The sequence below is a fragment of the Kitasatospora sp. NPDC043950 genome (genome assembly GCF_056435345.1).
On record NZ_JBWKER010000005.1, the window covers coordinates 193,613 to 218,026 of the forward strand.

Below are 24,414 nucleotides of genomic sequence, written 5' to 3' on the forward strand. Positions count from 1 at the left end.
CGGGGGTGCCACCGGAGCAGGGTGAAGGGAAAAGCCGGACCACACCCCCACCCCTCCCACCCCGGCGTTTTTCGGGGGGGGGGGGGGGGGGTTCTTCCCCCCCCCCCCCCCCCCCGCGCCCTGGCACTCACCGAGGAGACGGCGTCGAATGACGCACGCGCTCGGCCGGTGCTACTTGGAGTCGACCCGGCCGAGCGGGTCGGCTTCGGCCGCCAGCGCGTCGCATGCGGTCTGCCAGGCGGGGTCGCCGGGGTGGAGCGCGGTGCGCAGGTAGGCCCAGGTGAGCCGTTGGAGCAGCGCGACCCGTGCGGGGTTCTCGTCCGTGGTCTCGGCGACGTCGTATCCGGAGATGCCGCCGAGCCCGTGCTCCGCGTCGAACAGGGTGAGCAGCGACTTGGGGCCGGGGGAGAGGGTGTACGGATCGGTGTGCCAGTCCGGCCCCCGGACCGTCAGGTGGGCGGAGGCGTCCTTGTCCCCGGCGACCACGAGCGCGGGCGTCGTCATCCGGGAGAAGTCCGGGGTCGAGAGGAAGGGGTAGTTCTCGGCCACCAGCGGGGTGAGGGCGTCACCTCCCCTGCCGGGTGCGGCCAGGAGGACGCCCGCCGTGATCCGGGGTTCGGCCAGGTCCACCGTCGTCCCGTCGTCGGGGTCGGTGAGCCGGGCGCCGAGCAGCAGGCTCGCGGTGTGCCCGCCCATCGAGTGCCCGGCGACGGCGACCCTGCCGTGGTCCAGGCGTCCGAGGAGTTGGGGGACGGCGGCCTCGATCGCGTCGAGCCGGTCGAGGACGTGCGTCATGTCCTCGGCCCGGGACCGCCAGTACATGGGTGCCCCGGGGGTGTCGGGGGCGAGGTCCAGCGTCGTCGAGCTGAGATGGGTGGGCTGGATCACGGCGAAGCCGTGCGCGGCCCAGAAGTTGACGAGGGGGGCGTAGCCGTTCAGCGAGGAGAGGTTGTTCGAGTGGCCCTGGCCGTGGGAGAGGAGGACGACCGGCAGGTCGCTCCCGGTCAGCGGCGCGGAGACCCGCACCTCCAGGTCCACGGCCCGGCCGGGCACCGGCAGGACGACCGGACTGACGGAGAGGACGGGAACGGGCGGGCCGAAGGTGTCGGCCGGGTGCGTCGATTCGCTCATGGTGCGCATGTCCCTTCAGGGGCCTCTCCCGGCCGGGCCTGAGCGGCCGGCGGCGGGCGAGGCGGTCGGGAGCGTCCGGTTTCGGCTATGCTGAAACCGGAACCTTGTTCCACTTACTATACGGAACAGCGTTCCGCTTCGTCAACGACTATCGGGAGGAGAGCGTGGTGTCCACTGCGGGCCAGTCCGGGGAGACCCGGTCCGGGGAGTCGCCGGCCAGAGGAAGGCGGGCCGACGCGCAGCGCAACCGGCAGACGCTGCTGGCCGCCGCCGCCGAGGTGTTCGTCTCCTCCGGCGTCGACGCACCGATCCGCGAGATCGCGGCCAGGGCGGGCGTCGGAACGGGGACGATCTACCGCCACTTCCCGACCCGCGCGGACCTCGTCGTCGCCGTCTACCGCCACCAGGTCGAGGCCTGCGCCGAGGCCGGCCCGGCCCTGCTGGCCGAGGCCGACTCCCCGTTCGCGGCACTTCGCCAATGGGTCGACCTCTTCGTCGACTTCCTGGTCACCAAACACGGACTCGCCAACGCGCTGCAATCGGACGGCGGCGGCTTCGACGCGCTGCACGCCTACTTCCTCGACCGCCTGGTGCCCGTCTGCGCCCAACTGCTCGCCGCCGCGGCCGAGGCCGGCGAGACCAGGCCCGGAACGCAGGCCTACGAACTGATGCGCGGCATCGGCAACCTCTGCGCCGGCCGCGACGACGACCCCCGCTACGACCCCCGCCGCCTGGTCGACCTGCTCCTCCAGGGCCTCCAGCGACCGCCGTCATCCTGACGGGCCACGGCCTTCCGCAACCGTGAGCTCTCCTCGGTTCGGCCGGTCCTGGCCGGCATGGCGTGGATGGACCTGATCACTATGCCCCGCCCCGGCTGCGGCCGTGGTGCCCAGCTCGTGTTCGACGGCGGTGAACGCCTCGTCCACCACGGGCGGACGGATCGGTGCTGGTCACCAGGGGTGGAACTGCTGCTCGGGCCCTCTCAGGCCAACCCGCCAAAGCGGGCTGTCTCACCCAAGGCTGACAGAGAGGGCCAGTGCGGCGGGCAGGTGCACCACGAGTGTGAAGTAGAGGATGGCGGCGGTGCCCGCCAAGCGCGCGCCGCCGCAGGTCGTCCGCAGCGGCGCGCGTACCGGGTCGGTGCTACGGCGCGGTGACGCTCGGCTGGCCGCCCGCGCCGAAGGCCCAGCCCTCCACGTCGCCGGGGGCCGGCTGGTAGCTGGCGGCGCCGAGTTGAACATCGGTACAGCCGTTATCGGTGAGAACGATCATGGTCGTCCAGCACAGTGGTCACCGCCATCCTTCCGGCCGCCGGCGCCCTGAGCCCGCTTCGGGACCCTGATGCGCCAGAGCTGGACGAGGATGAGGATGAGGACGAGTCGGTCGGCTCGGAGTGAGCCGGGGCCGTCACTGCCTGCTTCCCTACCGACCGTCGCCCGGCGTCACAGGAGAGCGCCGCCGGAGACCTCGATGCGCTGGGCGGTGACCCAGCGCAGTCCCTCGGAGGCCAGCGTAGCGATGGCGTCGCCGATCTCCTCAGGTTCGCCGACGCGGCCGAGCGCGGTCTGTCCGGCCAGAACCTGGCGCATTCCGGCGTCGTCCCGCATCGCTCCACCGTTGAAGTCGGTGGCGGTCGGCCCCGGGGCGATGGAGTTGACCCGGATGCCGCGTGGTCCGAGTTCTGCGGCGAGGGTGCGGCTCAGAGCTTCGACGGCGGCCTTCGACGCGGAGTAGGCCGAGGTGGCGGGGCTGGTGTGGCGGGTCAGTGACGTCGAGACGTTGATGACCTGGCCGCCCTGGGCCAGCAGCGGCACGAGCGACTGGATGAGGAAGAACGTGCCCCGGACGTTGGTGCCCATCACCGTGTCGAAGTCGTCGATCGTGACAGTCTCCAGCGGCCCGAAGACTCCCACTCCCGCGTTGTTGACCAGGATGTCGAGCCTCGAAGTACCCCAGCGCTCCAGCTGCGCGCCCAGTTCGGAGGTGAAGGACGCGAAGGAGGAGACGTCGCTGATGTCGAGCCGGAGAACAGCGGCAGTCCCACCCACGGCCCGCACCTGTTCCGCCGTCCTCTCAGCCCCGGCCACATCGCCGCGGTGGGTGACCACGACCCGCACTCCGCGTGTGGCCAGGGCGATGGCCGCGCTGCGCCCGAGGCCGCGATTCGCACCGGTCACCAAAGCGATCTTGTCGATTGTCATGAACTTCCTCCACCGTGCGACAACCAGGATCCGCCCAGGTGCCACAGATCAGATGCGAGTCACTTGACTCGCCTTGTTGGTGCACCGTAAGCGGGCCCCCGAGGCGAGTCAAGTGCCTCGCCTCGGGACTGCGGCATACTCTCCGCATGGCAGCAGAACTCACCGCGCATCACCGCAGGCTCGCCCAGCAGAAGCGCGAGGCGATCACCTCCGCGGCCACAGAACTGTTCTTGGACCGTGGCTACGCCGGCACTTCCCTCGCACGGATCGCCGAAGCGGCCGGGGTCTCGAAGTCCACCCTGTTCAAGCGGTTCCCCACCAAGGCGGCCCTCTTCGAGGCCATCGTCACCGAGTCCTGGCAGCGTGACGCCGGCGATACCGCCGCCCGGCCGCAGGCGGGAGATCTGCGCTCCGGGCTGACAGCCATCGGCCACCGCTACGCCGACCTGATCAGCCAGCCCCGCATGACAAGCCTGTTCCGGATCGTCATCGCCGAACTGCCTCGTTTCCCCGAGCTGGGACGGATGCAGTTCCAGCTCGGCAAACTGCCCTACTTCGCCTCCGTCCAGCACTACTTGGAATCCGAGCATGAGGCGGGCAACGCCGATGTGCCCGACGCTGAGAGCGCCGCGAACCAGTTCCTCGGCATGATCGCCAACTACGTCCTGTGGCCCCGCATGCTGCTGACCGGCTGGAACCCCGCAGCCTCCGACATCCACAACGCCGTCGAAGAGGCCGTCGAGACCATGCTCGCCAGATACACCCCCGACCCGCCGGCCTGACCCGAAGCCGGAACTTCGACACTGACGCGCAATGCCAAAGACCGCGACGCCTTCACCCGCGATACCTGTCGGCAAACGAAGGCGAGCTCAAGCGGTCAGCGCATCACCGCTGTTCAGGAGCACCCCCTCGACCTCGGCGACAGCACCCCCCGCTTCGAACTGTTCCTCGGCACGCTGCTCCGCGGCCTGCCCGCGCAGGAACCGGGCGTCGAACGTGGCGTCGAACGGAGCGCCGAATGACGCGCCGAACGGCGATAGGCCCCGGCACCGCACCTCAGGGCCCCGGCCGACCGCGTTGAGATGGTCCGGCGGAGTGACTATCTTCGTGAGGTGAGTGAACGTGTGATGCAAGAGCCCACCCTGATGGTGCTGACAGCCCTCGCGGACGCGCCCCGGCACGGATACGCCATCGCGCAGGAGGTCAAGACGATGACCGGCGGCCGGGTCGCGCTGCGCACGGGTGCGCTGTACGGGGCCCTGGACCGGCTGCTGGCCGACGGCCTGATCGACATCGACCGCGAGGAGATCGTCGACGGCCGGGCCCGGCGGATCTTCACCTTGTCCCCGGCGGGGCGGGAGCGGCTCGCGGTGGAGGCCGAGCGCCTGGCCGCGGCGGCGAAGGAGGCCACCCGCCGCCTGTCCGTCGCCAAGCCGCCGGCGGCCTCCGCATGATCGAGCGCGTCCTGCGGCTCTATCCCGCCGCCTACCGCCGGGCCCACGGCGGGGAGATCGTCGCGACCTTCCGCGAGATGACCGCGGGCGAGCCGCTGGGTTCGCGGCTGCGGGAGGGTGCGGGTCTGGCGGCGCACGCGATGAGGATGCGGATGGGGCTGGGCCCGGCCGCTCCCGTCGCGAAGGTCCTCGCGCTGGCGTACCCCTTCGCGCTGGCCGCCTCGGCCGCCGCCTGCGGCCTGCACCTGCTGACCTGGTACGCCGATGTCGTCTCCTCGCCCGCCCCGTTGGGGGTGCGACTCGAAGCCGACCTGTCGGGGGCGTGGGGCGCGCTGCTCGTCTCGTCGCTGGTCGTGGTCGCGGGGGCGGTAGCGGCGCTGGCCGGCCGGTGGCGCGTGGGGGTGCCCTGCGCGGTGGCCGGGCTGCTCTCCTTCGCGGTGGCCGCGGTGGTCAGCGGGCCGGGGTTCGGTGACCCGGTGGTCACCCCGGCCGCGATGGTTCTGGCGGCGGCCGTGCTGCTCGCCTGCCCGCAGGACCGGCGGGCGGAGGGCGTCGCGGCGGGGCGAGCGGGCGAGGCCGCTGCCGTGGTCGCGCTCGTGGTCGTGCCGCGGGCGGCCATCGCCTCGCACGGGGTGCCGTGGGTCAGCACCGACTACGGGTGCTGGCCGCTGGTCGTCCTCGCCGCGACCGGTGTCGCGCTGACCTGGTCCAGTGGATCGCGGGGCGGCCGCGAGCTGGCGGCGATGGCCCTGGCCTCCCCGCCGCTGCTCGCCCACGCCTACACGGTGGCGTGGGGCGAGGCGGCTGTCGTGGCGTGCCTGGCGGCCGCGCTGCCGGCCACCGTGGTGGCCGTCGGGCTCGCCGGCCGCCTGAAGCGAAGCGGTCGCCTCCTCCGCTGACCGGCAGCTCGGGGACGGTGCAGCTGGGCGATGACCGGCACGCGGTTCCCGCCGGCCGAGGCCAGCAACATCATCGCCCGCCGGTAGCGCACCGAACCCGTACTGCCACGCCGCACAATCCGCTGTAACTGCTGGCCCTCCTGGCCGGCCAGTCTCCGGACCTTGACCGGCTCCGCCACCACGCCTCCCCGAACCTCGGACGTCCACCCACGTCCAACCGGTCCGGACCGTGCCACCGCGAACCCGGTGAACCTTCGCGGTCAGAGCACCAGGAAGGCGCCGGGGTTGTCCGCGCAGACCAGGGTCGGCGACCCGAACTCGCTCACGCAGACGACGATCCGAGTCCCGCACACGGTCGCATCTGCCGGTACGGTGACACGACCGTACTCACTGCGGTCCTGGGCGTCTCGCTCGGTCGCACACCGCATGGCGAAGTCGTCCTCGAGGCGCGACACAAGGTCTCCGAACAGCGCGTACCGGGTGGACGTCACGTCGCCGAGGTGCCCGGCCGCGCGGCGAGGCCAAGGCACCCACAGGCACGACGCCTGGCGTACCGCCACCACCGGCGTCCTCGCAGCAGTACGCAGCTTGTCACCCGAGCGGTGGGAGGCGAGACGTCCGCAGTGGCCAACCGGCGGCGACTGTGAAAATCGCTGTCCGATCACCGGAGCACGGTGATAGACATCCGGCGTGGAAAAGAATCTTGAGTTCCCTGACCTGCTGCGACTGATCGATGAACGGTCGACCGCATTCCGCGCCGTGGTCGCCGCCGCGCCCAGTCTTGACGCACAGGTGCCGACCTGCCCCGGGTGGACGTTGTTCGATCTGGTGAAGCACCTGGGTGGGGGAGACCGTTTCTGGGCCGCCATCGTCGGTGCGGGGCCTGCCGACGCGCCCCCGGCCGAGGCCGTCGCCGCGCGCGCCGCTCTGGTAGTGCCGCGGGAGCGTGAGGCCCTGCTGGCCTGGCTGGCCGCGTCGACGCAGCTTCTGCTGAGCGCCCTGCGCGAGGCAGGACCGGAGAGCGGTTGCTGGACGTGGTGGCCCGCGTCGCAGTCACCGCCAACCTCCGGCGGTGTCGCCCGGCACCGGGTCCAGGAGACCGCGGTGCACACGTACGACGCCCAGCTCGCCTGGGGCGCCCCGCAGCCGCTGCCGGTCGAGGTGGTACTCGACGGTGTGGAGGAGTTCCTGTTCACCGTCTGCGGAACGCCGAGTGCCTGGCCGCACAAGCCCACGGCCTTCGACTTCCACGCCGCCGAGGGCCGCTCCTGGCGCCTCACCGTCGACGGCGACGGCGCACGCACCACCCGCATCCCCGCGCCCACCGCCGCGACCGGCGAGGACTCGGACGCAGCCGGCGCCTCCGTCCACGGCACGGCCAGTGAGTTGGTCCTCTACCTGTACGACCGGATCCAGGCCGATTCCTTGCACGTTGACGGAGACGCAGGGCTGCTCGACCTGCTCCGCGCCTGGGAGCCGGGGGAGAAGTAGGACGTAGCGGGGACGGGGCGGGGCGGGGACCGGGCCTCGAGCCGGTAGGACACGATTGTTCGCCGCCTCCGCCGGTTCGGGCCGCGCCGGTTGCACACCGGGAGCCGGCAGACCCTCGGAGGCGGCGGGGCCGACGACGGCGTCGTTGCCCGGGGCCAGTACCTCGCCAACGCGTGAGCGGGCGATGACCCACTCGTTCCACTCCCGCTCGGCCACGGCCAGCTCCGCCTGGAGGCGGTCGGCCTCCTCCCGCAGATCGTCGACACGACGGCGAGCGGTGAGCTCACGCTGTTCCAGCAGTCCCACAACCGACGGCATCCTCGACCTCCACCAAAGCGACGACACGACACGTCACCACTGCCACGAGACCGCCGACCCTATGCCTGACCAGCGAGAACGCAGTCCTCAAGCCTGGAAAGACGACAACCTCTCTGCACCGGGAAGTCGGGTTCGACCAGGTGGCGTTCGGTGCTTCCTTCCAGGGCATTGAGTTCGCCGGTGGTGAGGGTTGGCTTCTGCGAGCGGACCCGCCGCGACCGTGACGGGGAGGATGGGGAGGATGCTGGATTCCGGACGGCGTTCAGGCCCATCTGGCCTATCGGGCCTTGGGCATCGACAGCACGGTCGCCCGCCGCAGCCGGAGCCGCGAGGGATGACGCGGCGCATTCGCCAGAGGTCATTAGTCCGTTTGACGTAGCATTCCGTTCGACGGACTATTGAGGTCTGCGCGAGAGGATGCTCATGCCGTTCACCCTGGCCCACCCCGCGGCCGTACTGCCGTTGCTGCGGAGACCCTTCAGCCGGGCCGCGCTGGTCGCCGGAGCCGTCGCACCGGACCTGCCCTACTTCGTCGTCACCACGGGACTGCCCGTCAGTGCGCAGTCCTGGTACGAACCGTTCGTCAACGCCACGACCTCGCACAGCGCTCCGGGCGCCGTCACCGTCGCCCTGCCGTACGCCCTCGCCCTGTGGGGACTGCTCCGCGCCGGCGAACGCCCGCTGGCGTCCCTGCTGCCGCTGCCGGAGCCCAGCGCCGCGTCGCGGCTCCGCGCTGCCGGCGCGCTGGCGCGACGAGCCGGGTGGATCGTGCTGTCCGCCCTGATCGGCATCGCCACGCACCTGGTCTGGGACGCCTTCACCCACTTCGACGGCTTCGTGGTCGCCCGTACGCCCTGGCTCAACTCCACGCTGGTGGGCAGCCTCACCTGGGCGCGGGCGTTGCAGCACGCGAGCACGATCGGCGGCCTGGCCGCCATCGCGGTGTACGTGTGGCCGAGGCGGGCCCGCTTCCTCGCCACTGAGGGCCGCACGAAGCCTGGCAGCGAAACCCGGCGCCCCGTCCTCCTCGCCATGGCCCTGGTCACGCTCGTCGGAGCCGTTGCCCACGCCTGGCGGTGGCTCGCCGGCCCGGAGGCGGTGGCCGACGGGCTGCCGCTGAGCGCCGTCGTCGAAGGGGTGCTGTCCGACGCGGCGAAGGGCGCGGGCGCCGGCCTGATCGGCAGCCTGGCCCTGTACGTCCTCATGTGGTGGAGTCGGCGCGCCCTCACGGCAACCCGCCTCCGCCGGGGCAGAGTTGACACAGTACGCCCGGGTCCGCAGGGAGAACGCGGGGCCGTTCACCGACAATCGGAACACCAGGCAGAGGCCGATGGCCGGTTCGGTACCCGGCCGACCAGATGAGGGGAACACGTGCGTCCAGATCATGATCAGGATTCGCTGAGCTTCGCGTTACTCGGCGAGCTGCGGGTCCGGCGCGCCGGCACGGACCTGCACTTCGGCGGCCCGCAGCAGCGGTCGGTACTGGCCGCCCTGCTGCTGCGCCCGAACGCGGTCGTGACGGTCGACGAGCTGATCGACGGCCTGTGGGGAGACCGGCCGCCCGGTGCGCCCGACACCAGCTTGCGCACCTACGTGTGGCAGCTGCGGAACCTGCTGGAGCCCGTGCGCACGGCGCCCAGGGTGCTGGTCTCCCGAACGGGTGGCTACCGTCTGGCCGTCGAGCCGGACCGCGTGGACCTGTGGCGGGTCAAGCGCTTGCAGGAACTGGCCGGGACGTGCGCCGCCAAGCGCCCGCAGGACGCCCGGAACGCACTGGGAGAAGCCCTGGCCCAGTGGCGCGGGGAGCCGCTCGCCGGCCTGCCAGGGCCGCTCATGTGCCGCGAGCGGGAGCGGCTTTCGAGGCTGCGCCTCACCCTCCTGGAGGAGCGCCTCGCCCTCGACGTGGCCCTCGACGTGGCCCACGGTGCGGGACTCGGCGCGGCCCTCGACGCTCCCTCCGGCTACCTGTCGGAGCTGGAGCAGCTGGCCGGTGACCACCCGCTCCACGAGCGCCTCCAGGAACTGCTCATCCGCGCGCTGCGGCGGCAAGGGCGCACGTCCGAGGCGCGTGCGGTCTACGACGCGCTTCGATTACGGTTGGTCGAGCAGCTGGGGATCGAACCGGCGCCCGCGCTCACGGAGTTGTGTCACGATCTCGGTGTGGATGCCGCCATGCGATCGAGGACCGCTGCACCCGGTCCGGGCTTACGCCCAGACGTACCGTTATCGCCCGCGTCGGCTGACCGAGGCGCCGAACGAGACGTCGAACGAGACGTCGACCGCAGCGCAGGCGATGCGGCCGACAGTGAAGCCCTGGACCAACTCCCCCCGATGTTGGCGCAGTTCATCGGACGGCAGGACCACATCGCCGGAATCGGACAAGCGCTGACCGGGCAAGCACCGGCCGGACGGACCAGCCCCGCACTGCGACTGGTGACCGTGACCGGGATGGCCGGGGTGGGGAAGACGACCCTCGCGGTGCGAGCCGCCCACACCGTGCGCCCGGACTTCCCCGACGGCCGGCTGTACGCGGACCTGCGCGGCGCCGACCTGGTGCCCGCGAACGCGTCCGACATCCTGGCGGACTTCCTGACAACGCTGGGCGTCCGGGCGGCAGTTGTGCCCAAGGACCTCGAAAGCAGGTCGGCGCTGTTCCGGACCGCCAGCGCGGGACGACGGCTGCTCATCCTCCTGGACAACGCACGCGACGAGGCCCAGATCCAGCCGTTGCTGCCCGGCTCGTCGGACTGCGCGGTCATCGTCACCAGTCGCACGGTGCTCACCAGTGTGCCGTCGGTCCTGCACGTCGCGCTGGACGTGTTCAGCGAGCCCGAGGCGATCGGCCTGCTCGACTCGGTCATCGGCGCGGCACGCCGGTCCGGACAGGGCCCCCAGGCCAGGATGCTGGTCGATGCCTGCGGCCGGCTCCCCCTGGCCGTACGGATCGCCGCGGCCCGGCTCGCCGCCACCCCGGATCAGCCGATCGCCGAGCTCGTCCGGAGCCTGGCCGACGACCGCGAGGGCATCGACGCCCTGCGCACGGGCGACCTGGCGATCGAGCAGGTCTTCGAGCTCAGCTACCGGCTGCTCCCACCACCCCTGGCCACGGCGTTCCGGATGCTCTCCTGGGCGGAGCCCGACCTCGGTCTGGCATCGGCAGCCGCAGTCCTGGGTCTGGCGGAGTACCAGGCGGAGCGGCTCGCGGAGTCGCTGGTGGACCAGGCGCTGCTGGAGTCGACGGGCGCCGGGCGCTACCGCTACCACGACCTGGTGCGCGCCTTCGCCCGCCGGGCGTCGCTGCGGACCGGCGACCACGAACGGGCCGGCGCCCAGCAGCGGCTGCTGACCCATCTGCTCGGCTGCGCCCGTACGGCCTTCACCCTCGCCGTACCCGGCGACCCGGTCGCCGACGTCTTCGGCGAGCCGCTCCAGCAGCCGGCCGCCCCTCCTGGCCGCTCCCCGGCCGCCCGTCCAGGCCGCTCCCCGGTCGCCCCGGCTTCCTTGCGCCCCTCGGTCTCCCCGGTCTCCCCGGTCTCCCCGGTATCCCCGGTCTTCGCGGATCTGGCGGACGCCCGCCGGTGGGCCCGGACCGAGACACCCGGCGCCGTGGCGCTCGCGGCCGCCGTCGCGACGGACACCCTGCGCGCCCTCGCCGACGGCCGGCCCTCGGCGATGACCGACCTGCGGGCGGCCGTCAACCTGCTGATCGCCCTCAGCCCGCTCGGCCTCGGCGCCGTCGGCGGCCGAGCGGAAGACGCCACCCGCACGCTGATCGCCGCCGCCGTCGCGGCCGGCGACCGTTGCGCGGAGGGCCGGTCGCGGTTCCTCCTCGGCACGGTCCTGCTGGCCCGGGCCCGGCTCGGCGAGGCCGGCGCACAGGCCCGGCAGGCGGCCGAAGCCTGCCGGGAGGCGGAGGACCCGGCCGTTCTCCGGCAAGCCCTCAACGACCTGGGCCTCATCGCCCAGGCCGAGGGCCGGCACGAGGAGGCGATCGCCGCCTTCGACGAGGCGGTGGCGCTCGCCCGGCAGCTCGGCCACCGGTCCGGCGAGGTGGCGAGCACCGCGAACGCGGCCCTGTCCCGCATCCGCACCGGTCACGTGGCCACGGCGGTGCAGACCTGTCAGCGGATCCTCGCCGAACCCGGGGGGACCGCCGACGTCGCGATGACCGCGTACGTGCACTACGTCCTCGGCCTCGCCTACCAGGAACTGGGCCGACTCGACGACGCCGCGGCGCAGCTGCGGTCCTGCATCTGCTGCGCGGGCGTCACCGGCGATCTCAACCGGGAGTCGGCCGCCCGAAGCCGCCTGGCCGACGTCCTGCGCCTGCTCGGACGGCTCGACGAGGCCGTTCAGCAGGCGGAGCGGGCACTGGACCTCGCAGAAGCAGGTGGGCGACAGCGCGAACGCGCTCTCGCCCACCTGGTGTTGGCCCATGCGATGACCGCCCGCAGCGACCACCACGCCGCCCGGCATCAGGAAGCGAAGGCGCGCCTACTGCTCAGCCGCCTCAGCGCCCCGGAGGCCGCCGACGTGACGTCGATGCTGGCCGCCCTGGCGACCGCCGACCGGACCCCTCACCCCCGGTAGCGGATGACGAGACCGGTGCCGTTCCACGCGATGCGCCCCGAGAGGCAGTGCACGTCGGCCGACCCGCCGCAGGCCTGCGCCGACGGCTCGGTCGGCGAGCCCTGTCGCACGGGGGCCCCCGCGCCCACGGCAACAGCGCCCACCACCGGCACCAGCACGGCCGCACCGGCAACAGCCGTACGGACAACAATCGTTCGAAACACGGATGACGCTCCCTACGTACCTACGGCAAGACGTCCGAACGCTCGCAGGGGCCGGTAGACATCAGATCAACGCAACCGTCACTCCCGTCACTCCCGCACACGGACACCGCACCGCACCGCACCGCACCGCACCAACAGGAGGTTGGGAACCATGGCCCAGCAGTTCGGTGACTACCAGAACGAGATCTACTTCGAGGGCCTGCGCGGGGTGCAGCCCGCCCTGCCGATGACGTACGCCGGGCTGGAGGCCGGGGCGCAGGCCGCCCTCCCCCCGTCGATCTGGTCGTACGTGGCCGGCGGCGCGGGGGACGAGCACACCCAGCGCGCCAACGTCCGGGCCTTCGAGCGGTGGGGCCTCTACCCCCGGATGATGGTCGGCGCCGCCCGTCGCGACCTGACCGTCGACCTGTTCGGCCACACCCTGCCCTCGCCGCTGTTCCTGGCGCCGGTCGGCGTGATCGGCCTCTGCGCCCAGGACGGCCACGGAGACCTCGCCGCCGCCAGGGCCGCCGCCCGCACCGGCGTGCCGATGGTGGCCTCCACCCTCACCGTCGACCCGCTGGAGCAGGTCGCGGCCGAGTTCGGCGGCACGCCCGGCTTCTTCCAGCTCTACACCCCGACCGACCGAGACCTCGCCGCCAGCCTGGTGCACCGCGCGGAGGCGGCCGGCTTCCGGGGCATCGTGGTCACCCTGGACACCTGGATCACCGGCTGGCGCCCGCGCGACCTCGCCACCTCCAACTTCCCCCAGCTGCGCGGCCACTGCCTGGCGAACTACTTCACCGACCCGGTCTTCCGGGCCCGCCTGGCCAAGGCCCCCGAGGAGGATCCGGGTGCGGCGATCCTGGAGTGGGTCGGTATCTTCGGCAACCCGCTGACCTGGGACGACCTGCCGTGGCTGCGCTCGCTCACCGACCTGCCGATCATCCTCAAGGGCGTCTGTCACCCCGAGGACGTCCGCCGGGCCCGGGACGGCGGCGTCGACGGTCTCTACTGCTCCAACCACGGTGGCCGCCAGGCCAACGGAGGCCTGCCCGCCCTGGACGCGCTGCCCGCCGTGGTCGAGGCGGCGGGCGCTCTGCCGGTGCTCTTCGACTCCGGGGTGCGCAGCGGCGCCGATGTCGTCAAGGCGCTCGCCCTCGGCGCCACCGCGGTCGGCGTCGGCCGCCCGTACGCGTACGGGCTGGCGCTCGGCGGCGAGGACGGCATCGTGCACGTGCTGCGCTCACTGCTGGCGGAGGCCGACCTGCTCATGGCGGTCGACGGCTACCCGGCCCTGGCCGACCTGACCCGCGAGGCGCTGGTGCGCCTCTGAGACGGCCGACGGTCGACGGCCGAATTCACGACACGTATTCGGTGGCGATGCGGTCCGTGCTTCCCCGGACTACGTGAACCCGGTTGTGGTGAAAGCGGTCCTGACCGGATCTCTGTGGTCGGCTTGACCGTCAGGAGTTCATGTGTATGACTGGCCGTCACTTGACTGTGATCTGCGGGTCCGTGGAGCCGTCAAGACCTTGAATCAGCCATGACGCGCACGTAGATCCATCGTTGACTGATCATTGATCAGCTGCTCGTAGGTTTTTCTCGTCGGAGGCGATCGGTTCCGCCCCAGGGCGGACGTCACCGATGACACGAGAGCCTGCGGGGAGTCGTCCCCTGAACCGGAACGGAGTATTCATTCTATGAACACCAACGACCTCGACCAGGTCATATCCGAGTTGACCCGGATCAAGAAGGAGTATGTCGAGCAGCGTTCGGCTTTCGTCCCTGGAGAGCGCATGGCCGGCTTACTGAAGGGGCTCGGCGCCACCGACGCCGACCTGGCCCAGCTCCAGCGGGTGAGTGACGACCTGCCGGACGACCCCACCCTCCCCTTCCGCCAGTCGAAGAACGGCCGCTTCCACTTCGACGTGAAGAACGGGACGATCGACCGGGGCGAATTCCAGCCGTTCGCGCTCTCGGCGGACGAGGACTTCGTACGCCATGACTCCGGACAGAAGCGTGAGTTCGCGGAGGTCGGTGACGACCTCCAGCTGAACCGGGCCTTCCAGGGGCTGCTCCTGTTCAAGGCGTTCATGGTCCAGGACGTGGAGATCGCGCACCGCCCGAAGCTGGACTACGACTACCCCGGCTGGGTGTGCACCCTGTTCAACCTGCGGACCGTCACCACGCCCGAACTCGTCGGCGAGCCCGCCCTCGAAGGGGTGCACAGCGACGGCGTGGACCACACCATGACCACCCTGCTCGGCAGTGAGAACATGACCGCCGACAGCGCGATCACCTTCCTCCACGACATGCGGCAGATCAACGCGGTCCGCTGGGACGAGGTTGAGCCGGAGCTCGTCGTGGGCCAGTACCAGCACCGCCACTTCCTCGACACCATGCTGGTCGTCGACCACGAGCGGAAGCACAGCCTCTCCCCGGTGGTCGCCGCCGACCCGCAGCAGACCTCCACCAGGGATATGCTGATCTTCTTCACGCGGAAGCCCGCCCTGGAGGGTCACATCTCCCACACGCACGACTCCCTCGCCTGCCACTCCGCCCTGCCGATGTCGGTCGGGTTGCTTCCCTCGGTGATGGTCTGATGGCGGCGGACGGGATCACGATCACCGACTTCCTGGACGTCGACATCCGTGCGGGCCGGATCGTCCGTGCCGAGGCGTTTGCGCGCGCCCGCCGACCCGCGTACAAGCTGTGGATCGACTTCGGCGATCTGGGCGTTCGGAAGTCCAGCGCCCAGATCACCGACCTGTACGCGCTCGATGACCTCGAAGGTCGCCTGGTGATGGCCGTGGTGAACCTCCCGCCCCGGCAGGTCGCGGACTTCATGTCCGAGGTCCTCGTCCTCGGGGTGCCGGGCGAGGGCGGCGGCGACGTGGTCCTGATCGCCCCGGACCGGGAGGTCAAGCCGGGAGCGCGGCTGCTCTGACGCGAACCGGCATCACCGGCCGGACGACCGGACCGGGCCGGGGACGCCGCGGAGGAGCGGCCTGACGTCACCCCGCGGGAGCCCGGGGGAGATTCCCCCGGGCCTCCCGACCGGCCGGCCCGGTCCCGTTCGTGGAGGGTGAACAACCTCTTCCGGCGCACCCCCGCCGGCCGGGTCCTGCACTGATCGTTCAAAACTCCGTCCGCGCATGCCGGGGAAGCCGGGGTCGGTCGGGGCGGGGGTGATCCTGGTGTCCAGGGTGGGCAGGGCGCTGACGATGTCGCGGTGGACGAGGTGTTCGGGCGTGCCGGCCGGACGCCCGGGGCAGTTGCGGGGTGGCCGGCGCGCACGCCTGCGCGTGGCCGGTGGGCCGTGCCGGTGTGCGCGCCGCTCCGCCGGGTGTCAGACGGCGGGCTGTTGCTGGGTGACGCAGTGGATGCCGCCGCCGCCGGCGCCGAGGTAGTCGATGTCGAGCTGCTCGACGGTGCGTCCGGGGAAGAGCCGGGCCAGGGTCGCCCGGGCGGCGGCATCGGCCGTGCTGTCTCCGAACTGGGCGGAGATCACGGCGCCGTTGCACGCGTAGTAGTTGGCGTAGGAGGCGACGAAGTTCTGGTTGGTGGAGCGGATCCTGTAGTAGTCCGGGCCCTGGAGTCTGGTCACCGCGGTCGGCCCGCCTGCGGCCGTCGTGGCGGCGGACAGGATCCGGTGCTGCTCGCGCGCGTCGCTGGCCCACGCGTCGGTGTCGGTCGCCAGCGGCATCTGGACCAGCCCGGCGCCGGGGGCGAGGAAGCGCGAGGTGGCGTCGACGTGGTCGTCGGTGATGTCCTGGTTCCTGATGCCGGTGAACCAGATGACCTTGGACGCGCCGTAGGCCTGGCACATCGCGGTCTCGATCTGCGCCTGGCTCATCCCGGGGTTGCGGTTGTCGTTGACGATGCTGCTGCGGGTGGCCATCAGGGTGCCGGCGCCGTCCTGTTTGATGGCGCCGCCTTCGGCGATCAGGCCGGCGGCGGTGAACGGCACCCCGACGTAGGCGGCGATGCGCCGGGCGACCAGCGCGTCGTTGGCGTGGGTCTGCCGGTTTCCCCAGCCGTTGAAGTTGAGGCCGACGGCGTCGAGGGCTCCCGGCCCGTCGGTGCGGAAGACCGGGCCGGTGTCGCGCATCCAGCAGTCGTCGACGGGGATGGTGGTGATCACGGTGACCGACGAGCCGCACAGGGAGCGGGCCTTGGCGGCGCTCGCGGGGTTGGCGCACATGATGACCGGCTCGTACTTGGCGATGGTCCTGGCGATCAGCGCGATGTTCGACTGGACGCCGCCGAGCTGGCTGCGCCAGATCGCGGTGCTGTCGGGCCAGGCCATCCAGGTCCGGGTGTGCCGCGCGCCGTCGATCGGGACGGCGAACGCACCCGCCAGTGCGGTGTCCTCGCTGCGGGAGCTGCGGAGGCCGGCCGCCGCGGCGGCTGAGCCTGCCGCCGACGTCACGGCCAGGCCGGCGGCGGTGAGGCCGGCCGCGGTGAGGAACTGTCGTCTGCCCAGGCCGGGCCTGTCCAGGCCGGGCCTGTCCAGGCCGGGTCTGCTCGGGACGTGATCGTTCATCGGGTCCTCCGGTCAACTGCCCGTCTCGGCAACGGGATTGACTCGAAAGGTAGAACTAACCGAGCGCTCGGTCAATTATCTGCGCATCATCGGACGAGGATTTCTGGAGCGGGGGCGTGGGCCGGACACGCCCTAGAGTTGCGCCATGGCGACAGGCGAGAAGGAACAGGTTCAGGCGGCCCCCGTGGTTCCGCAGGGGCGCACGCGCTCGTCGGCCAAGGGGGAGCAGACCCGGTCACGGCTCGTCTCCGCCGCCCGGACCCTGCTGGCCGGCGAGAGCGCCGGGCGCTTCACCACGCGCAACGTCGCCGCGCTGTGCGGCGTTTCGCACGGGATGTGCCACTACCACTTCCGCGACCGCACCGATCTGATCGTGGCGGTGATCGAGGACATCCGGCCGGAGTGGATCTCCCCGCTGGAGGAAGCGGTGGACGGCCCCGGCGACTTCGCCGAGCGGGCCGAGCGCGTGATCGGCCTGCTGACCCGGGGCGAGAGCCCGGACCTGTCGCACCTGCACGCGGCCCTGCACTGGCACGCCCTCAACGACGAACGCGTCCGGGGGAGTCTGGAGCAGGAGTACCTGCGCTGGCGGTCGTGCTTCGTCCGGCTCTTCCAGGTGCTCGCCGACGAGCGGGGCGGCGGCATCGACCCGCGACCCCTGGGCGAGGCGGTCGCGGCGGCGGTGGACGGCCTCGCGGCCATCCAGTCCCTCGACTCGAACGTGGACGCGGCGACGGTGCTGGGGACGCTGGTGCGCGCGCTCGCCGGAGCACCGTCCGGGACGGCACAGGCCCCGGCCGACGCCGGGACGGCATAGGACCCGGCGTCGTCCGCCCGTCGGCCGAACGACACCGGGGCCCCGTGGAGTCCGCCGACCCCGCGGGACCCCGGCAGTCCGGAGGGCCCGGCAGTCCGGAGGGCGCGGCAGTCCGGGGGGCCGGCTACAGGGCCCGGCGGGCGGCCGCGATGGACCGCGGGTCCCAGCCCGGCCTGGGCACGGAGTCGAGCAGCAGCCGGGTGTAGGCGTGCCGGGGGCGGGCGAGGACCTCGGTGGTGGGGCCGGACTCGACGATCCGGCCGTGCCGCATCACGACCACCTCGTCCGTGACGCACCGGACGACGCCCAGGTCGTGGGTGATGAACAGGTAGCCGATGCCGGTCTGTTCGCGGATGTCGGCGAGCAGGTTGAGGATCTGCGCCTGCACCGAGACGTCGAGGGCGGCCACCGCCTCGTCGAGGACGAGGACGGCGGGCTCGACGGCCAGCGCGCGGGCGATGGCGACGCGCTGGCGCTGGCCGCCGGAGAGCCGGCGGGGCAGGGCCTCGGCCTCGCGCTCGCCGAGGCCGACCTGGTCGAGGAGTTCGGCGATCCGGCGGGGGTGGTCCGCGTCGGGGAAGTGCAGCCTGAGCGTTTCGCGCAGCGCGGTGCCGGCGCTGGTGCGGGCGTCGAGGGACAGGTACGGGTCCTGGAAGACCATCTGGACCTCGCGGGCGCGGGCCAGCCGGTGGGCCCGGCCGCGCCGGTGCTCGGTGCGGTCCCGGCCGTGCACCAGGACGCGTCCGGAGTCCGCCTGTTCGAGCCCGACGACGATCCGGGCGGTGGTGGTCTTGCCCGACCCCGACTCGCCGACGATGCCCAGCGATCCGCCTTCGGCCAGGGTGAAGGAGACGTTGTCGACCGCCTGGACGCTCCCGTAGGTGCGGTGCAGGCCGACGGCCTCCAGGACGGTCTTCGGCATCGCTGGTTCTCCTCCGGGGCTCGTCGTGGCGGGGCTCGTCGTGGCGGGGCTGGCCGTGGTGGGGCTGGTCGTGGTGCCGCTACCGGCAGTGCTCCTAGGCATCGGCGGTCACCTCCGCGACGCGGTCGCCGTGGTGGCAGGCGGCCCGCCGGGCCGGCTCGTCGGCGAGCGGCAGCAGGGCCGGCGCCCGCTCGGTGCACACCTCGGTCGCGAGCGGGCAGCGGGCGGCGAAGGGGCAGCCCGTCAGGTCCTCGCGCAGGCTCGGTGGCCTGCCGCCGATGGCGGCCAGCCGGCCCCGGGGGGTGTCCAGGCGGGGGGTGGAGGCGAGCAGCGCGGCCGTGTAGGGGTGGCGCGGCCGCTCGAACAGGGCCTCGGCGGGCCCGGTTTCGGCGATCCGTCCCGCGTACATGACGTAGACGCGGTCGCTGATGGCGGCGGCGAGTCCGAGGTCGTGGGTGACGAAGACCAGTGCGGTGCCGAAGCGTTCGCGCAGGTCGCCGAGGAGGGCGACGACCTCGGCCTGGGTGGTGACGTCCAGCGCGGTGGTGGCCTCGTCGGCGAGGATCAGGGCGGGGTCGCCCATCAGCGCCCCCGCGATCATGACGCGTTGCAGCATGCCGCCGGACAGCTGCCCCGGGTACCTGCCGAGCGTGGTCTCCGGGAGCCCGACGGCGGCCAGCATCTCCGCGGCCCGTCCGGCGGCGGCGTCGGCCCCGCCGGGGCCCCGGCGGCTGGTCTCGGTGAGGAAGTCGCCGATGCGCCGGAGCGGGTTGACGGAGGCGCGCGGGTCCTGGAAGACCATGGCCGCGGTGTCGGTGCGCAGGCGGCGCAGTTGCTCCGGGCTCATGGTGAGGACGTCGTCGCCGTTGACGCGCACGACGCCCTCGGTGGTGGCGCCGCGCGGCAGCAGCCCGAGGACGCTGCGGGAGGTGAGGCTCTTGCCGGAGCCGGATTCGCCGACGAGGGCGACGGTCTCGCGGGCGTCGACGGTGAGGTCGACGCCGTCGAGGACGGGCCGGGCCGTGCCGGGCAGGCGCAGCCGCAGGCCCTGGATGTCGAGGACGTTCAACGGTCCCTCCTGGCGACCTGGTCGGCCCAGCGTTCGCCGACGACGTTGAAGGCGACGACGGTCAGCACGATGGCGACGCACGGCAGGATCGCCGACAGCGGGTAGCCGTGCTGGATGGCGGTCTGGCCGTCGAAGACCATGCAGCCCCAGTCGGGGGTGAGCGCCGGGACGCCGAGTCCGAGGAAGGAGAGGCCGGCGAGGTCGATCAGGGCGTAGCCGAAGTTGATGGTGGACTGGGCGAGGACGACGGGGGCGATGCCGGGGATGATGTGGCGCAGGCAGATCTGGAGCCCGGAATGGCCCTGGACGCGGTGGGCCTCGACGTAGGGGCGGGAGCGTTCGGCGAGGACGAGTGAGCGGCTGAGGCGGCTGACGTAGGGCAGGTAGGCGATGGCGAGGGCGATCACCGGGGCGATCAGCCCCTCGCCGTAGACCGCGACGATCAGGATCGCCAGCAGCATGCCGGGGAAGGCGAAGACCAGTTCGGTGGAGCGGGACAGGACGGAGTCGAGCCAGCCGCCCCGCCAGGCCGCGGTGACGCCGATGGCGACGCCGGCCAGGGTGGAGAAGGCGACCACTCCGAGCGGGCCGAGCAGCGAGGTGCGGGCGCCGAGCATCAGCCGGGACAGGGTGTCCCGGCCGGCGGCGTCGACGCCGAGCAGGTGGTCGCCGGAGGGACCGGCGAGGGCGTTGCCCAGGTCGACGGCGTTCGGGTCGTACGGGGCGAGCCAGGAGGCGAGCACGGCGACCAGGACGACCACGGCGACGAGGCCGAGGCAGAGGTGGTACAGGGGTGCTCGGGCGGTGCGCAGGCGGACGAGGCCGGGGCGGCGCAGGACGGTGGTGCTCATGCGGCGGACCTCTTCGGCGCGAGGGTGACCCTGGGGTCGACCAGCGGGTGCAGCAGGTCGACGACGAGGTTCACCGCCATGAACAGCCCCACCATGAGCAGGGAGATCGCCTGCACGGTGGGGAAGTCCTTGGTGGTGGTGGACAGTTCGAGGAGCTGGCCGATGCCGCCGACGCTGAACGCGGACTCGACCAGGACGGTGCACACCAGCAGGGTGGAGACGATCAGGCCTCCCGTGGTCAGGACGGTGCCCAGGGCGTTGCGGAACACGTGCCGGCGGATCACCTCGTGCTCGGCGACGCCCCGGCTGCGGGCCACGGTGACGTGCTCCTGGCCGAGGACCTCCTGCATCGCGGCCCGGGTGACCCGGGCGAGCATGCCGATCAGGTAGAGCGCCAGCGCGACGGCGGGCAGGGCCAGGTGCCACAGCATCTGGCCGGGTCCGTCGCCGGTGCCGCCGGTCGGGAACCAGCCCAGCTTCACCGCGAACAGGCCCTGCAACAGGACGGCCGCGACGAAGGACGGGGTGCCGACGGCCACGGTGGTGGCGACCAGGACGGTCGAGTCCACGGCGCCGCCGCGGACGGCCCCGATCCAGCCGAGCAGCAGTCCGACGGCGACGACCAGGAGCAGGGCCATGGTGACGAGCAGGAGGGTGGCGGGCAGCCGGTCGGCCAGCAGCCGCGACACGTCGGTGCGGTAGGTGATGGAGCGGCCGAAGTCGCCGTGGACGATCTGGCCGAGCCAGCGCAGGTACTGCAGCAGGAACGGTTCGTCCAGGTGGTACTGGTCGTTGATCGCCTTGAGTGCCTCGGGGGAGGCGGAGCGGCCCGAGAGCAGGAAGCTGGCCGGGTTGCCCGGCGCCAGGTACATCGCGCCGAAGATCACGAAGGAGGCGCCGAGGAGGGTGGCCGCCATCTCGGCCAGCCGTCGTGCGGTGAAGCGCAGGAAGCTCACGTGGAGGCCCTCACGTCCGGGGGCGGGGCGGCGGCCGGGAGTACCGGCCGCCGCACGGTGGATCCGGGAGACGTCACTGGGCCGATCCCACGTCGGCCGCCCACGGGTAGTACATGTAGGAGATGGTGGTCGGGGCGCCGGTGATCCTCTTGTTGAGGAACACGGCGGTGGGCCACTCGGCGACCGGGATCCACAGCAGCTGGTCGGACGCGGTCTTCTGGAGCTGCGCTTCGAGGGTGAAGCGCTCCGCCGGGTCGGCGGCGGCGGTCGCCTTGTCGACCAGGTCGTCGTAGGCCTGGTCGCTGTGGCCGGCGAAGTTCTGGTAGGCGCCGGTCTTGAAGTTGGCCAGCAGGTCCAGCGGGTCGGTGATGGAGTCGTAGTACGTCTCCGGGAACAGGTCGATGCCCTCGCGCGCCTTCGCGTCCGTGAACAGCGCGGTGAACGCGTTGGGCGCGATCGTCTTGAGCTGGACGTCGAGACCGATCCTGGCGCCGGCCGACTGGACGGCGGTGGCCAGCAGCGAGACGTCCTGGCCGATGGAGCTGGTCGCGACCGTGACGGTCTTTCCGGTGGCGCCGGCCTCCTTGACCAGGGCCTTGGCCCGGTCGATGTCCGGGGCGGTCGGGGTGAGCCCCTCGAACGCCTCCTTCCTGACGTCCGGCGGCGCCGCGGCCCAGGCCGCGCGGGAGGTGAGGGAGCCGGTGGCGCTGCCGGCGCCGGCGAGCCCGGTGCGCACGAAGCCGGAGCGGTCGAGGGCCAGCGACAGCGCCTTGCGGACGCGGACGTCGCCGAGCACGCCCTTCATGTCGGTGACGTTGACGTTGACCGTGCTGAGGCCCTCGCCGAAGTAGAGGGTGCCCGCGCCGCTCCTGCTCAGGCGGTCGTAGCTCTCGGTCGGGATCAGGTAGCCGCCGTCCGCCTCACCGCTGATCATGGCGTTGACGCGCGCCGAGGGGTCGGTCAGGAAGCGGAAGTCGACCTTCGCGGACTTGGCCTTGGTGCCCCAGTAGGCGTCGAAGCGCCGCAGCTGGATGGACTGGCCCTTGTTCCAGGAGCCGAGCTGGTAGGGGCCGGTGCAGTCCAGGCTGCCGGAGGTGCCGTAGTCCTTGCCGGCCGCCTCGATGCCGGCCTTGGACGCGACGACGCCCGCGGCGGTGGCCATGTACTGGTTGAACTGCGAGTCGGGCTGCTTGAGTTTGACGGTGACCTGGAGCGGGCCGCTCTTGGTGACGGTGCTGACGTTCTGGAACTGCTGGGCCCAGGCCGCCGCGTTGTCGGGGTTCATCTGCCGGCCGAGGCTGTACACCACGTCGTCGGCGGTCATCACGCCGCCGGCGTGGAAGTGCACGTCGGGCCGCAGGTCGTAGACCCAGGTGGTGGGGTCGGGGCTGGTGGTCTTCGCCGCGAGCCCGGGGGCCAGTGTCAGCTGCGGGGTCCACCGCATCAGGCTCTCGCACACGTTGGACAGGATGGTGTTCTGCGGGTAGTCGAACGCCGAGATGTAGTCGAGGGTCGGCGGCTCGGCGTACACGGCCCAGCTGAACGAGTCGAGCCGGCCCTTGGCGGCCGGGGTGTCGGCGGACAGCTTGTACGCCTGGTCGCCGCTGCCTCCGTCACCGGTCTTCGGCGGCCCGGCGCAGGCGGCGACCAGGGCGAAGGCTGCCAGGGCGGCGGCCGGCAGGGCGTGGCGGCGGTGCGGGGATCTGTGCTCCGGGCGCTGGCTTCGTGGCATCGAGGGTTCTTTCTTCCAGGCTCAACGGGGGTCCGGCGGGCGGGGGGAGGGGCGGCCCCGGCAGCGGGGGTTCGCTGCCCGGCCCGCGGCGAGGGGCGGGGCGAGGGGCGGGGCGAGGGGTGGGGCGACGGGCGGGGCGAGGGGTGGGGCGACGGGCGGGTGGCTGGGCCGGCGGGCGGGCGGCTCAGGCGGTGGGCACCTGCTGGGTGATGCAGTGGACACCGCCGCCGCCGTAGGCGATCACCCGGGAGCGGACCCCGACGACCTTGCGGCCGGGCAGGGCGGCCGCGATGGCGGCGAGGGCCCCCTCGTCCTCCGGGACGTCGGCGACCGGGACGACGACGCCGCCGTTGGCGATGTAGAAGTTGAGGTAGCCGACCTCGACGTCGGTGCCGTTGACCTCGACGAAGGCGCTCTGCGGGACTTCGAGGATCTCCAGCTTGCGGCCCCGGGCGTCGGTGGCGGCCGTCAGGACGGCGTGGTTGGCGCGCATGCGCTCGTGGTCGGGGTGGTCGGGGTCGGCGGGCAGCTGGACGATCACCTTGCCGGGGGCGACGAACGCGCAGACGCCGTCCACGTGGCCGTCGGTCTCGGTGTCCAGCAGACCGCCGTACGGGAGCCAGATGATCGTGCTGACGCCGAGCTTCGCGATCAGTTCGGCCTCGATCTCCTCCTTGCTCATCCCCGGGTTGCGGTTCGGGTTGAGCAGGCACTGCTCAGTGGTGATCAGCGTGCCCTCGCCGTCGACCGTGATCGCCCCGCCTTCGAGGATCATCCGGGAGTCGACGCGCTCGACGCCCAGGCGCTCCAGCAGCCGCCCGGCGATCAGGTCGTCGGTGTCGTACGGGTGGTGCTTGCCGCCCCAGGCGTTGAAGCGGAAGTCCACACCGGCCCGCCGGCCGTCCTCGCCGAGGACGAAGATCGGCCCGGAGTCGCGGAACCACGAGTCGTCGATGGGGAGTTCCACGACCTCGACGCCCTCCCCGCACAGCTCCTGCGCCTCGGCGCCCCGGCCCGGCAGCGCGACCATCGTGACCGGCTCGAACTCGGCGATCGCCCGGGCGACCTGGGAGTACTCCCGCTTGGCCTCCTCGAAGGTCTCCCCCCAGAGGTCCGACCTGGTCGGCCAGGCCATCAGGCACCCGTCGTGGGGGGTCCACTCGGCCGGCATCTGGAACGTCATGACGGATCCTTCTCTCTTGTTCTAATTTTCAGTCAGGATGGGGTCGAGAGTGGCCGACCGAGATGGTCG

Annotated in this window: 23 protein-coding genes and 2 pseudogenes; 11 read left to right on the plus strand and 14 right to left on the minus strand. The window is 72.1% G+C overall.

Annotation, left to right across the window (positions count from 1 at the left end):
* Positions 1-171: 171 nt before the first annotated feature.
* Positions 172-1,131: an alpha/beta hydrolase family protein gene (locus AC07BF_RS05475; protein WP_478332992.1), complete on the minus strand. Its 960-nt coding sequence runs from the start codon at positions 1,129-1,131 to the stop codon at positions 172-174.
* A gap of 167 nt (positions 1,132-1,298) precedes the next feature.
* Between AC07BF_RS05475 and AC07BF_RS05480 the strand changes: the two genes are divergently transcribed.
* On the plus strand, positions 1,299-1,910 hold the full coding sequence (locus AC07BF_RS05480; RefSeq protein WP_400985605.1) for a TetR/AcrR family transcriptional regulator: 612 nt from the start codon (positions 1,299-1,301) through the stop codon (positions 1,908-1,910).
* A gap of 364 nt (positions 1,911-2,274) precedes the next feature.
* Here the strand turns inward: AC07BF_RS05480 and AC07BF_RS05485 are convergent, their stop codons facing one another.
* Both AC07BF_RS05485 and AC07BF_RS05490 read right to left on the minus strand, forming a co-directional pair.
* On the minus strand, positions 2,275-2,403 hold the full coding sequence (locus AC07BF_RS05485; protein WP_363585497.1) for a hypothetical protein: 129 nt from the start codon (positions 2,401-2,403) through the stop codon (positions 2,275-2,277).
* A gap of 170 nt (positions 2,404-2,573) precedes the next feature.
* Positions 2,574-3,332 carry an SDR family NAD(P)-dependent oxidoreductase gene (locus AC07BF_RS05490; RefSeq protein WP_363585498.1) on the minus strand — a complete coding sequence of 253 codons (759 nt, stop codon included), beginning with the start codon at positions 3,330-3,332 and terminating at the stop codon, positions 2,574-2,576.
* Between the two features lie 146 nt (positions 3,333-3,478).
* Here AC07BF_RS05490 and AC07BF_RS05495 point away from each other — a divergent pair, with 146 nt between their 5' ends.
* The gene (locus AC07BF_RS05495; protein ID WP_478332993.1) at positions 3,479-4,114 is read left to right on the plus strand and encodes a TetR/AcrR family transcriptional regulator; all 636 of its coding nucleotides are present in this window, start codon (positions 3,479-3,481) and stop codon (positions 4,112-4,114) included.
* Positions 4,115-4,201: 87 nt separating this feature from the next.
* Here AC07BF_RS05495 and AC07BF_RS05500 read toward each other — a convergent pair whose 3' ends face one another.
* Positions 4,202-4,465: a hypothetical protein gene (locus tag AC07BF_RS05500; protein WP_400806908.1), complete on the minus strand. Its 264-nt coding sequence runs from the start codon at positions 4,463-4,465 to the stop codon at positions 4,202-4,204.
* On the opposite strand from AC07BF_RS05500, the gene AC07BF_RS05505 reads away from it, so the two are divergent.
* Positions 4,460-4,786 (plus strand): PadR family transcriptional regulator, encoded by a 327-nt coding sequence (locus AC07BF_RS05505; protein WP_363627768.1) that lies wholly within the window; start codon positions 4,460-4,462, stop codon positions 4,784-4,786. The two genes, AC07BF_RS05500 and AC07BF_RS05505, sit on opposite strands and share 6 nt — an antisense overlap.
* Complete coding sequence (locus AC07BF_RS05510) at positions 4,783-5,685, plus strand: hypothetical protein (protein ID WP_363585502.1); 903 nt, start codon at positions 4,783-4,785, stop codon at positions 5,683-5,685. The genes AC07BF_RS05505 and AC07BF_RS05510 overlap by 4 nt, the downstream gene beginning before the upstream one ends.
* A 20-nt stretch (positions 5,686-5,705) precedes the next feature.
* On the opposite strand, the pseudogene AC07BF_RS05515 reads toward AC07BF_RS05510, so the two are convergent.
* Positions 5,706-5,864: pseudogene (locus tag AC07BF_RS05515) on the minus strand (IS630 family transposase); the annotation flags it as partial.
* Between the two features lie 81 nt (positions 5,865-5,945).
* The gene (locus AC07BF_RS05520; RefSeq protein ID WP_478332994.1) at positions 5,946-6,245 is read right to left on the minus strand and encodes a hypothetical protein; all 300 of its coding nucleotides are present in this window, start codon (positions 6,243-6,245) and stop codon (positions 5,946-5,948) included.
* A 130-nt stretch (positions 6,246-6,375) separates the two neighbouring features.
* Between AC07BF_RS05520 and AC07BF_RS05525 the strand changes: the two genes are divergently transcribed.
* Entirely contained in the window at positions 6,376-7,176 is an 801-nt protein-coding gene (locus AC07BF_RS05525) for a maleylpyruvate isomerase family mycothiol-dependent enzyme (protein ID WP_478332995.1), read from the plus strand.
* A 42-nt stretch (positions 7,177-7,218) separates the two neighbouring features.
* Here the strand turns inward: AC07BF_RS05525 and AC07BF_RS05530 are convergent.
* Positions 7,219-7,494, minus strand: a pseudogene (locus tag AC07BF_RS05530) (hypothetical protein); the annotation flags it as partial.
* A gap of 423 nt (positions 7,495-7,917) precedes the next feature.
* Between AC07BF_RS05530 and AC07BF_RS05535 the strand changes: the two are divergent.
* The 5 genes from AC07BF_RS05535 (at position 7,918) to AC07BF_RS05555 (ending at position 15,216) form a co-directional block, all read left to right on the plus strand.
* The gene (locus tag AC07BF_RS05535; protein WP_478332996.1) at positions 7,918-8,856 is read left to right on the plus strand and encodes a DUF4184 family protein; all 939 of its coding nucleotides are present in this window, start codon (positions 7,918-7,920) and stop codon (positions 8,854-8,856) included.
* Between the two features lie 9 nt (positions 8,857-8,865).
* Positions 8,866-12,084: an AfsR/SARP family transcriptional regulator gene (locus AC07BF_RS05540; RefSeq protein WP_478332997.1), complete on the plus strand. Its 3,219-nt coding sequence runs from the start codon at positions 8,866-8,868 to the stop codon at positions 12,082-12,084.
* 354 nt (positions 12,085-12,438) lie between these two features.
* Positions 12,439-13,602 (plus strand): alpha-hydroxy-acid oxidizing protein, encoded by a 1,164-nt coding sequence (locus AC07BF_RS05545; RefSeq protein ID WP_478332998.1) that lies wholly within the window; start codon positions 12,439-12,441, stop codon positions 13,600-13,602.
* 367 nt (positions 13,603-13,969) lie between these two features.
* Positions 13,970-14,872 (plus strand): 2OG-Fe dioxygenase family protein, encoded by a 903-nt coding sequence (locus tag AC07BF_RS05550; protein ID WP_363585508.1) that lies wholly within the window; start codon positions 13,970-13,972, stop codon positions 14,870-14,872.
* Complete coding sequence (locus AC07BF_RS05555) at positions 14,872-15,216, plus strand: tRNA-binding protein (protein ID WP_363585509.1); 345 nt, start codon at positions 14,872-14,874, stop codon at positions 15,214-15,216. The genes AC07BF_RS05550 and AC07BF_RS05555 overlap by 1 nt, the downstream gene beginning before the upstream one ends.
* A gap of 402 nt (positions 15,217-15,618) precedes the next feature.
* Here the strand turns inward: AC07BF_RS05555 and AC07BF_RS05560 are convergent, their stop codons facing one another.
* Complete coding sequence (locus AC07BF_RS05560; protein ID WP_478332999.1) at positions 15,619-16,815, minus strand: agmatine deiminase family protein; 1,197 nt, start codon at positions 16,813-16,815, stop codon at positions 15,619-15,621.
* Between the two features lie 145 nt (positions 16,816-16,960).
* Between AC07BF_RS05560 and AC07BF_RS05565 the strand changes: the two genes are divergently transcribed.
* A complete protein-coding gene (locus tag AC07BF_RS05565; protein WP_363585511.1) occupies positions 16,961-17,632 on the plus strand; it encodes a TetR/AcrR family transcriptional regulator in 672 nt (223 codons plus the stop codon).
* Positions 17,633-17,756: 124 nt separating this feature from the next.
* Here the strand turns inward: AC07BF_RS05565 and AC07BF_RS05570 are convergent, their stop codons facing one another.
* From AC07BF_RS05570 to AC07BF_RS05595, 6 genes are all read right to left on the minus strand, one after another.
* Positions 17,757-18,554 carry an ABC transporter ATP-binding protein gene (locus tag AC07BF_RS05570; protein WP_478333000.1) on the minus strand — a complete coding sequence of 266 codons (798 nt, stop codon included), beginning with the start codon at positions 18,552-18,554 and terminating at the stop codon, positions 17,757-17,759.
* A 94-nt stretch (positions 18,555-18,648) separates the two neighbouring features.
* The gene (locus AC07BF_RS05575) at positions 18,649-19,623 is read right to left on the minus strand and encodes an ABC transporter ATP-binding protein (RefSeq protein WP_363585513.1); all 975 of its coding nucleotides are present in this window, start codon (positions 19,621-19,623) and stop codon (positions 18,649-18,651) included.
* Positions 19,620-20,474 carry an ABC transporter permease gene (locus AC07BF_RS05580; protein ID WP_478333001.1) on the minus strand — a complete coding sequence of 285 codons (855 nt, stop codon included), beginning with the start codon at positions 20,472-20,474 and terminating at the stop codon, positions 19,620-19,622. Before AC07BF_RS05580 ends, AC07BF_RS05575 begins: the two co-directional genes overlap by 4 nt.
* Complete coding sequence (locus AC07BF_RS05585) at positions 20,471-21,430, minus strand: ABC transporter permease (RefSeq protein WP_363624274.1); 960 nt, start codon at positions 21,428-21,430, stop codon at positions 20,471-20,473. Before AC07BF_RS05585 ends, AC07BF_RS05580 begins: the two co-directional genes overlap by 4 nt.
* A gap of 73 nt (positions 21,431-21,503) precedes the next feature.
* Positions 21,504-23,162 (minus strand): ABC transporter substrate-binding protein, encoded by a 1,659-nt coding sequence (locus AC07BF_RS05590; protein ID WP_478333002.1) that lies wholly within the window; start codon positions 23,160-23,162, stop codon positions 21,504-21,506.
* Positions 23,163-23,346: 184 nt separating this feature from the next.
* Complete coding sequence (locus tag AC07BF_RS05595) at positions 23,347-24,345, minus strand: agmatine deiminase family protein (protein ID WP_478333003.1); 999 nt, start codon at positions 24,343-24,345, stop codon at positions 23,347-23,349.
* Between the last annotated feature and the right edge of the window lie 69 nt (positions 24,346-24,414).

Coding starts and splice junctions, on each gene's coding strand:
- AC07BF_RS05475 (WP_478332992.1), bottom strand. CDS start 1,131: ATGAGCGAATCGACGCACCCGGCCGACACCTTCGGCCCGCCCGTTCCC.
- AC07BF_RS05485 (WP_363585497.1), bottom strand. CDS start 2,403: ATGATCGTTCTCACCGATAACGGCTGTACCGATGTTCAACTCGGCGCC.
- AC07BF_RS05490 (WP_363585498.1), bottom strand. CDS start 3,332: ATGACAATCGACAAGATCGCTTTGGTGACCGGTGCGAATCGCGGCCTC.
- AC07BF_RS05495 (WP_478332993.1), top strand. CDS start 3,479: ATGGCAGCAGAACTCACCGCGCATCACCGCAGGCTCGCCCAGCAGAAG.
- AC07BF_RS05505 (WP_363627768.1), top strand. CDS start 4,460: ATGCAAGAGCCCACCCTGATGGTGCTGACAGCCCTCGCGGACGCGCCC.
- AC07BF_RS05510 (WP_363585502.1), top strand. CDS start 4,783: ATGATCGAGCGCGTCCTGCGGCTCTATCCCGCCGCCTACCGCCGGGCC.
- AC07BF_RS05535 (WP_478332996.1), top strand. CDS start 7,918: ATGCCGTTCACCCTGGCCCACCCCGCGGCCGTACTGCCGTTGCTGCGG.
- AC07BF_RS05545 (WP_478332998.1), top strand. CDS start 12,439: ATGGCCCAGCAGTTCGGTGACTACCAGAACGAGATCTACTTCGAGGGC.
- AC07BF_RS05550 (WP_363585508.1), top strand. CDS start 13,970: ATGAACACCAACGACCTCGACCAGGTCATATCCGAGTTGACCCGGATC.
- AC07BF_RS05555 (WP_363585509.1), top strand. CDS start 14,872: ATGGCGGCGGACGGGATCACGATCACCGACTTCCTGGACGTCGACATC.
- AC07BF_RS05560 (WP_478332999.1), bottom strand. CDS start 16,815: ATGAACGATCACGTCCCGAGCAGACCCGGCCTGGACAGGCCCGGCCTG.
- AC07BF_RS05565 (WP_363585511.1), top strand. CDS start 16,961: ATGGCGACAGGCGAGAAGGAACAGGTTCAGGCGGCCCCCGTGGTTCCG.
- AC07BF_RS05570 (WP_478333000.1), bottom strand. CDS start 18,554: ATGCCGAAGACCGTCCTGGAGGCCGTCGGCCTGCACCGCACCTACGGG.
- AC07BF_RS05580 (WP_478333001.1), bottom strand. CDS start 20,474: ATGAGCACCACCGTCCTGCGCCGCCCCGGCCTCGTCCGCCTGCGCACC.
- AC07BF_RS05590 (WP_478333002.1), bottom strand. CDS start 23,162: ATGCCACGAAGCCAGCGCCCGGAGCACAGATCCCCGCACCGCCGCCAC.
- AC07BF_RS05595 (WP_478333003.1), bottom strand. CDS start 24,345: ATGACGTTCCAGATGCCGGCCGAGTGGACCCCCCACGACGGGTGCCTG.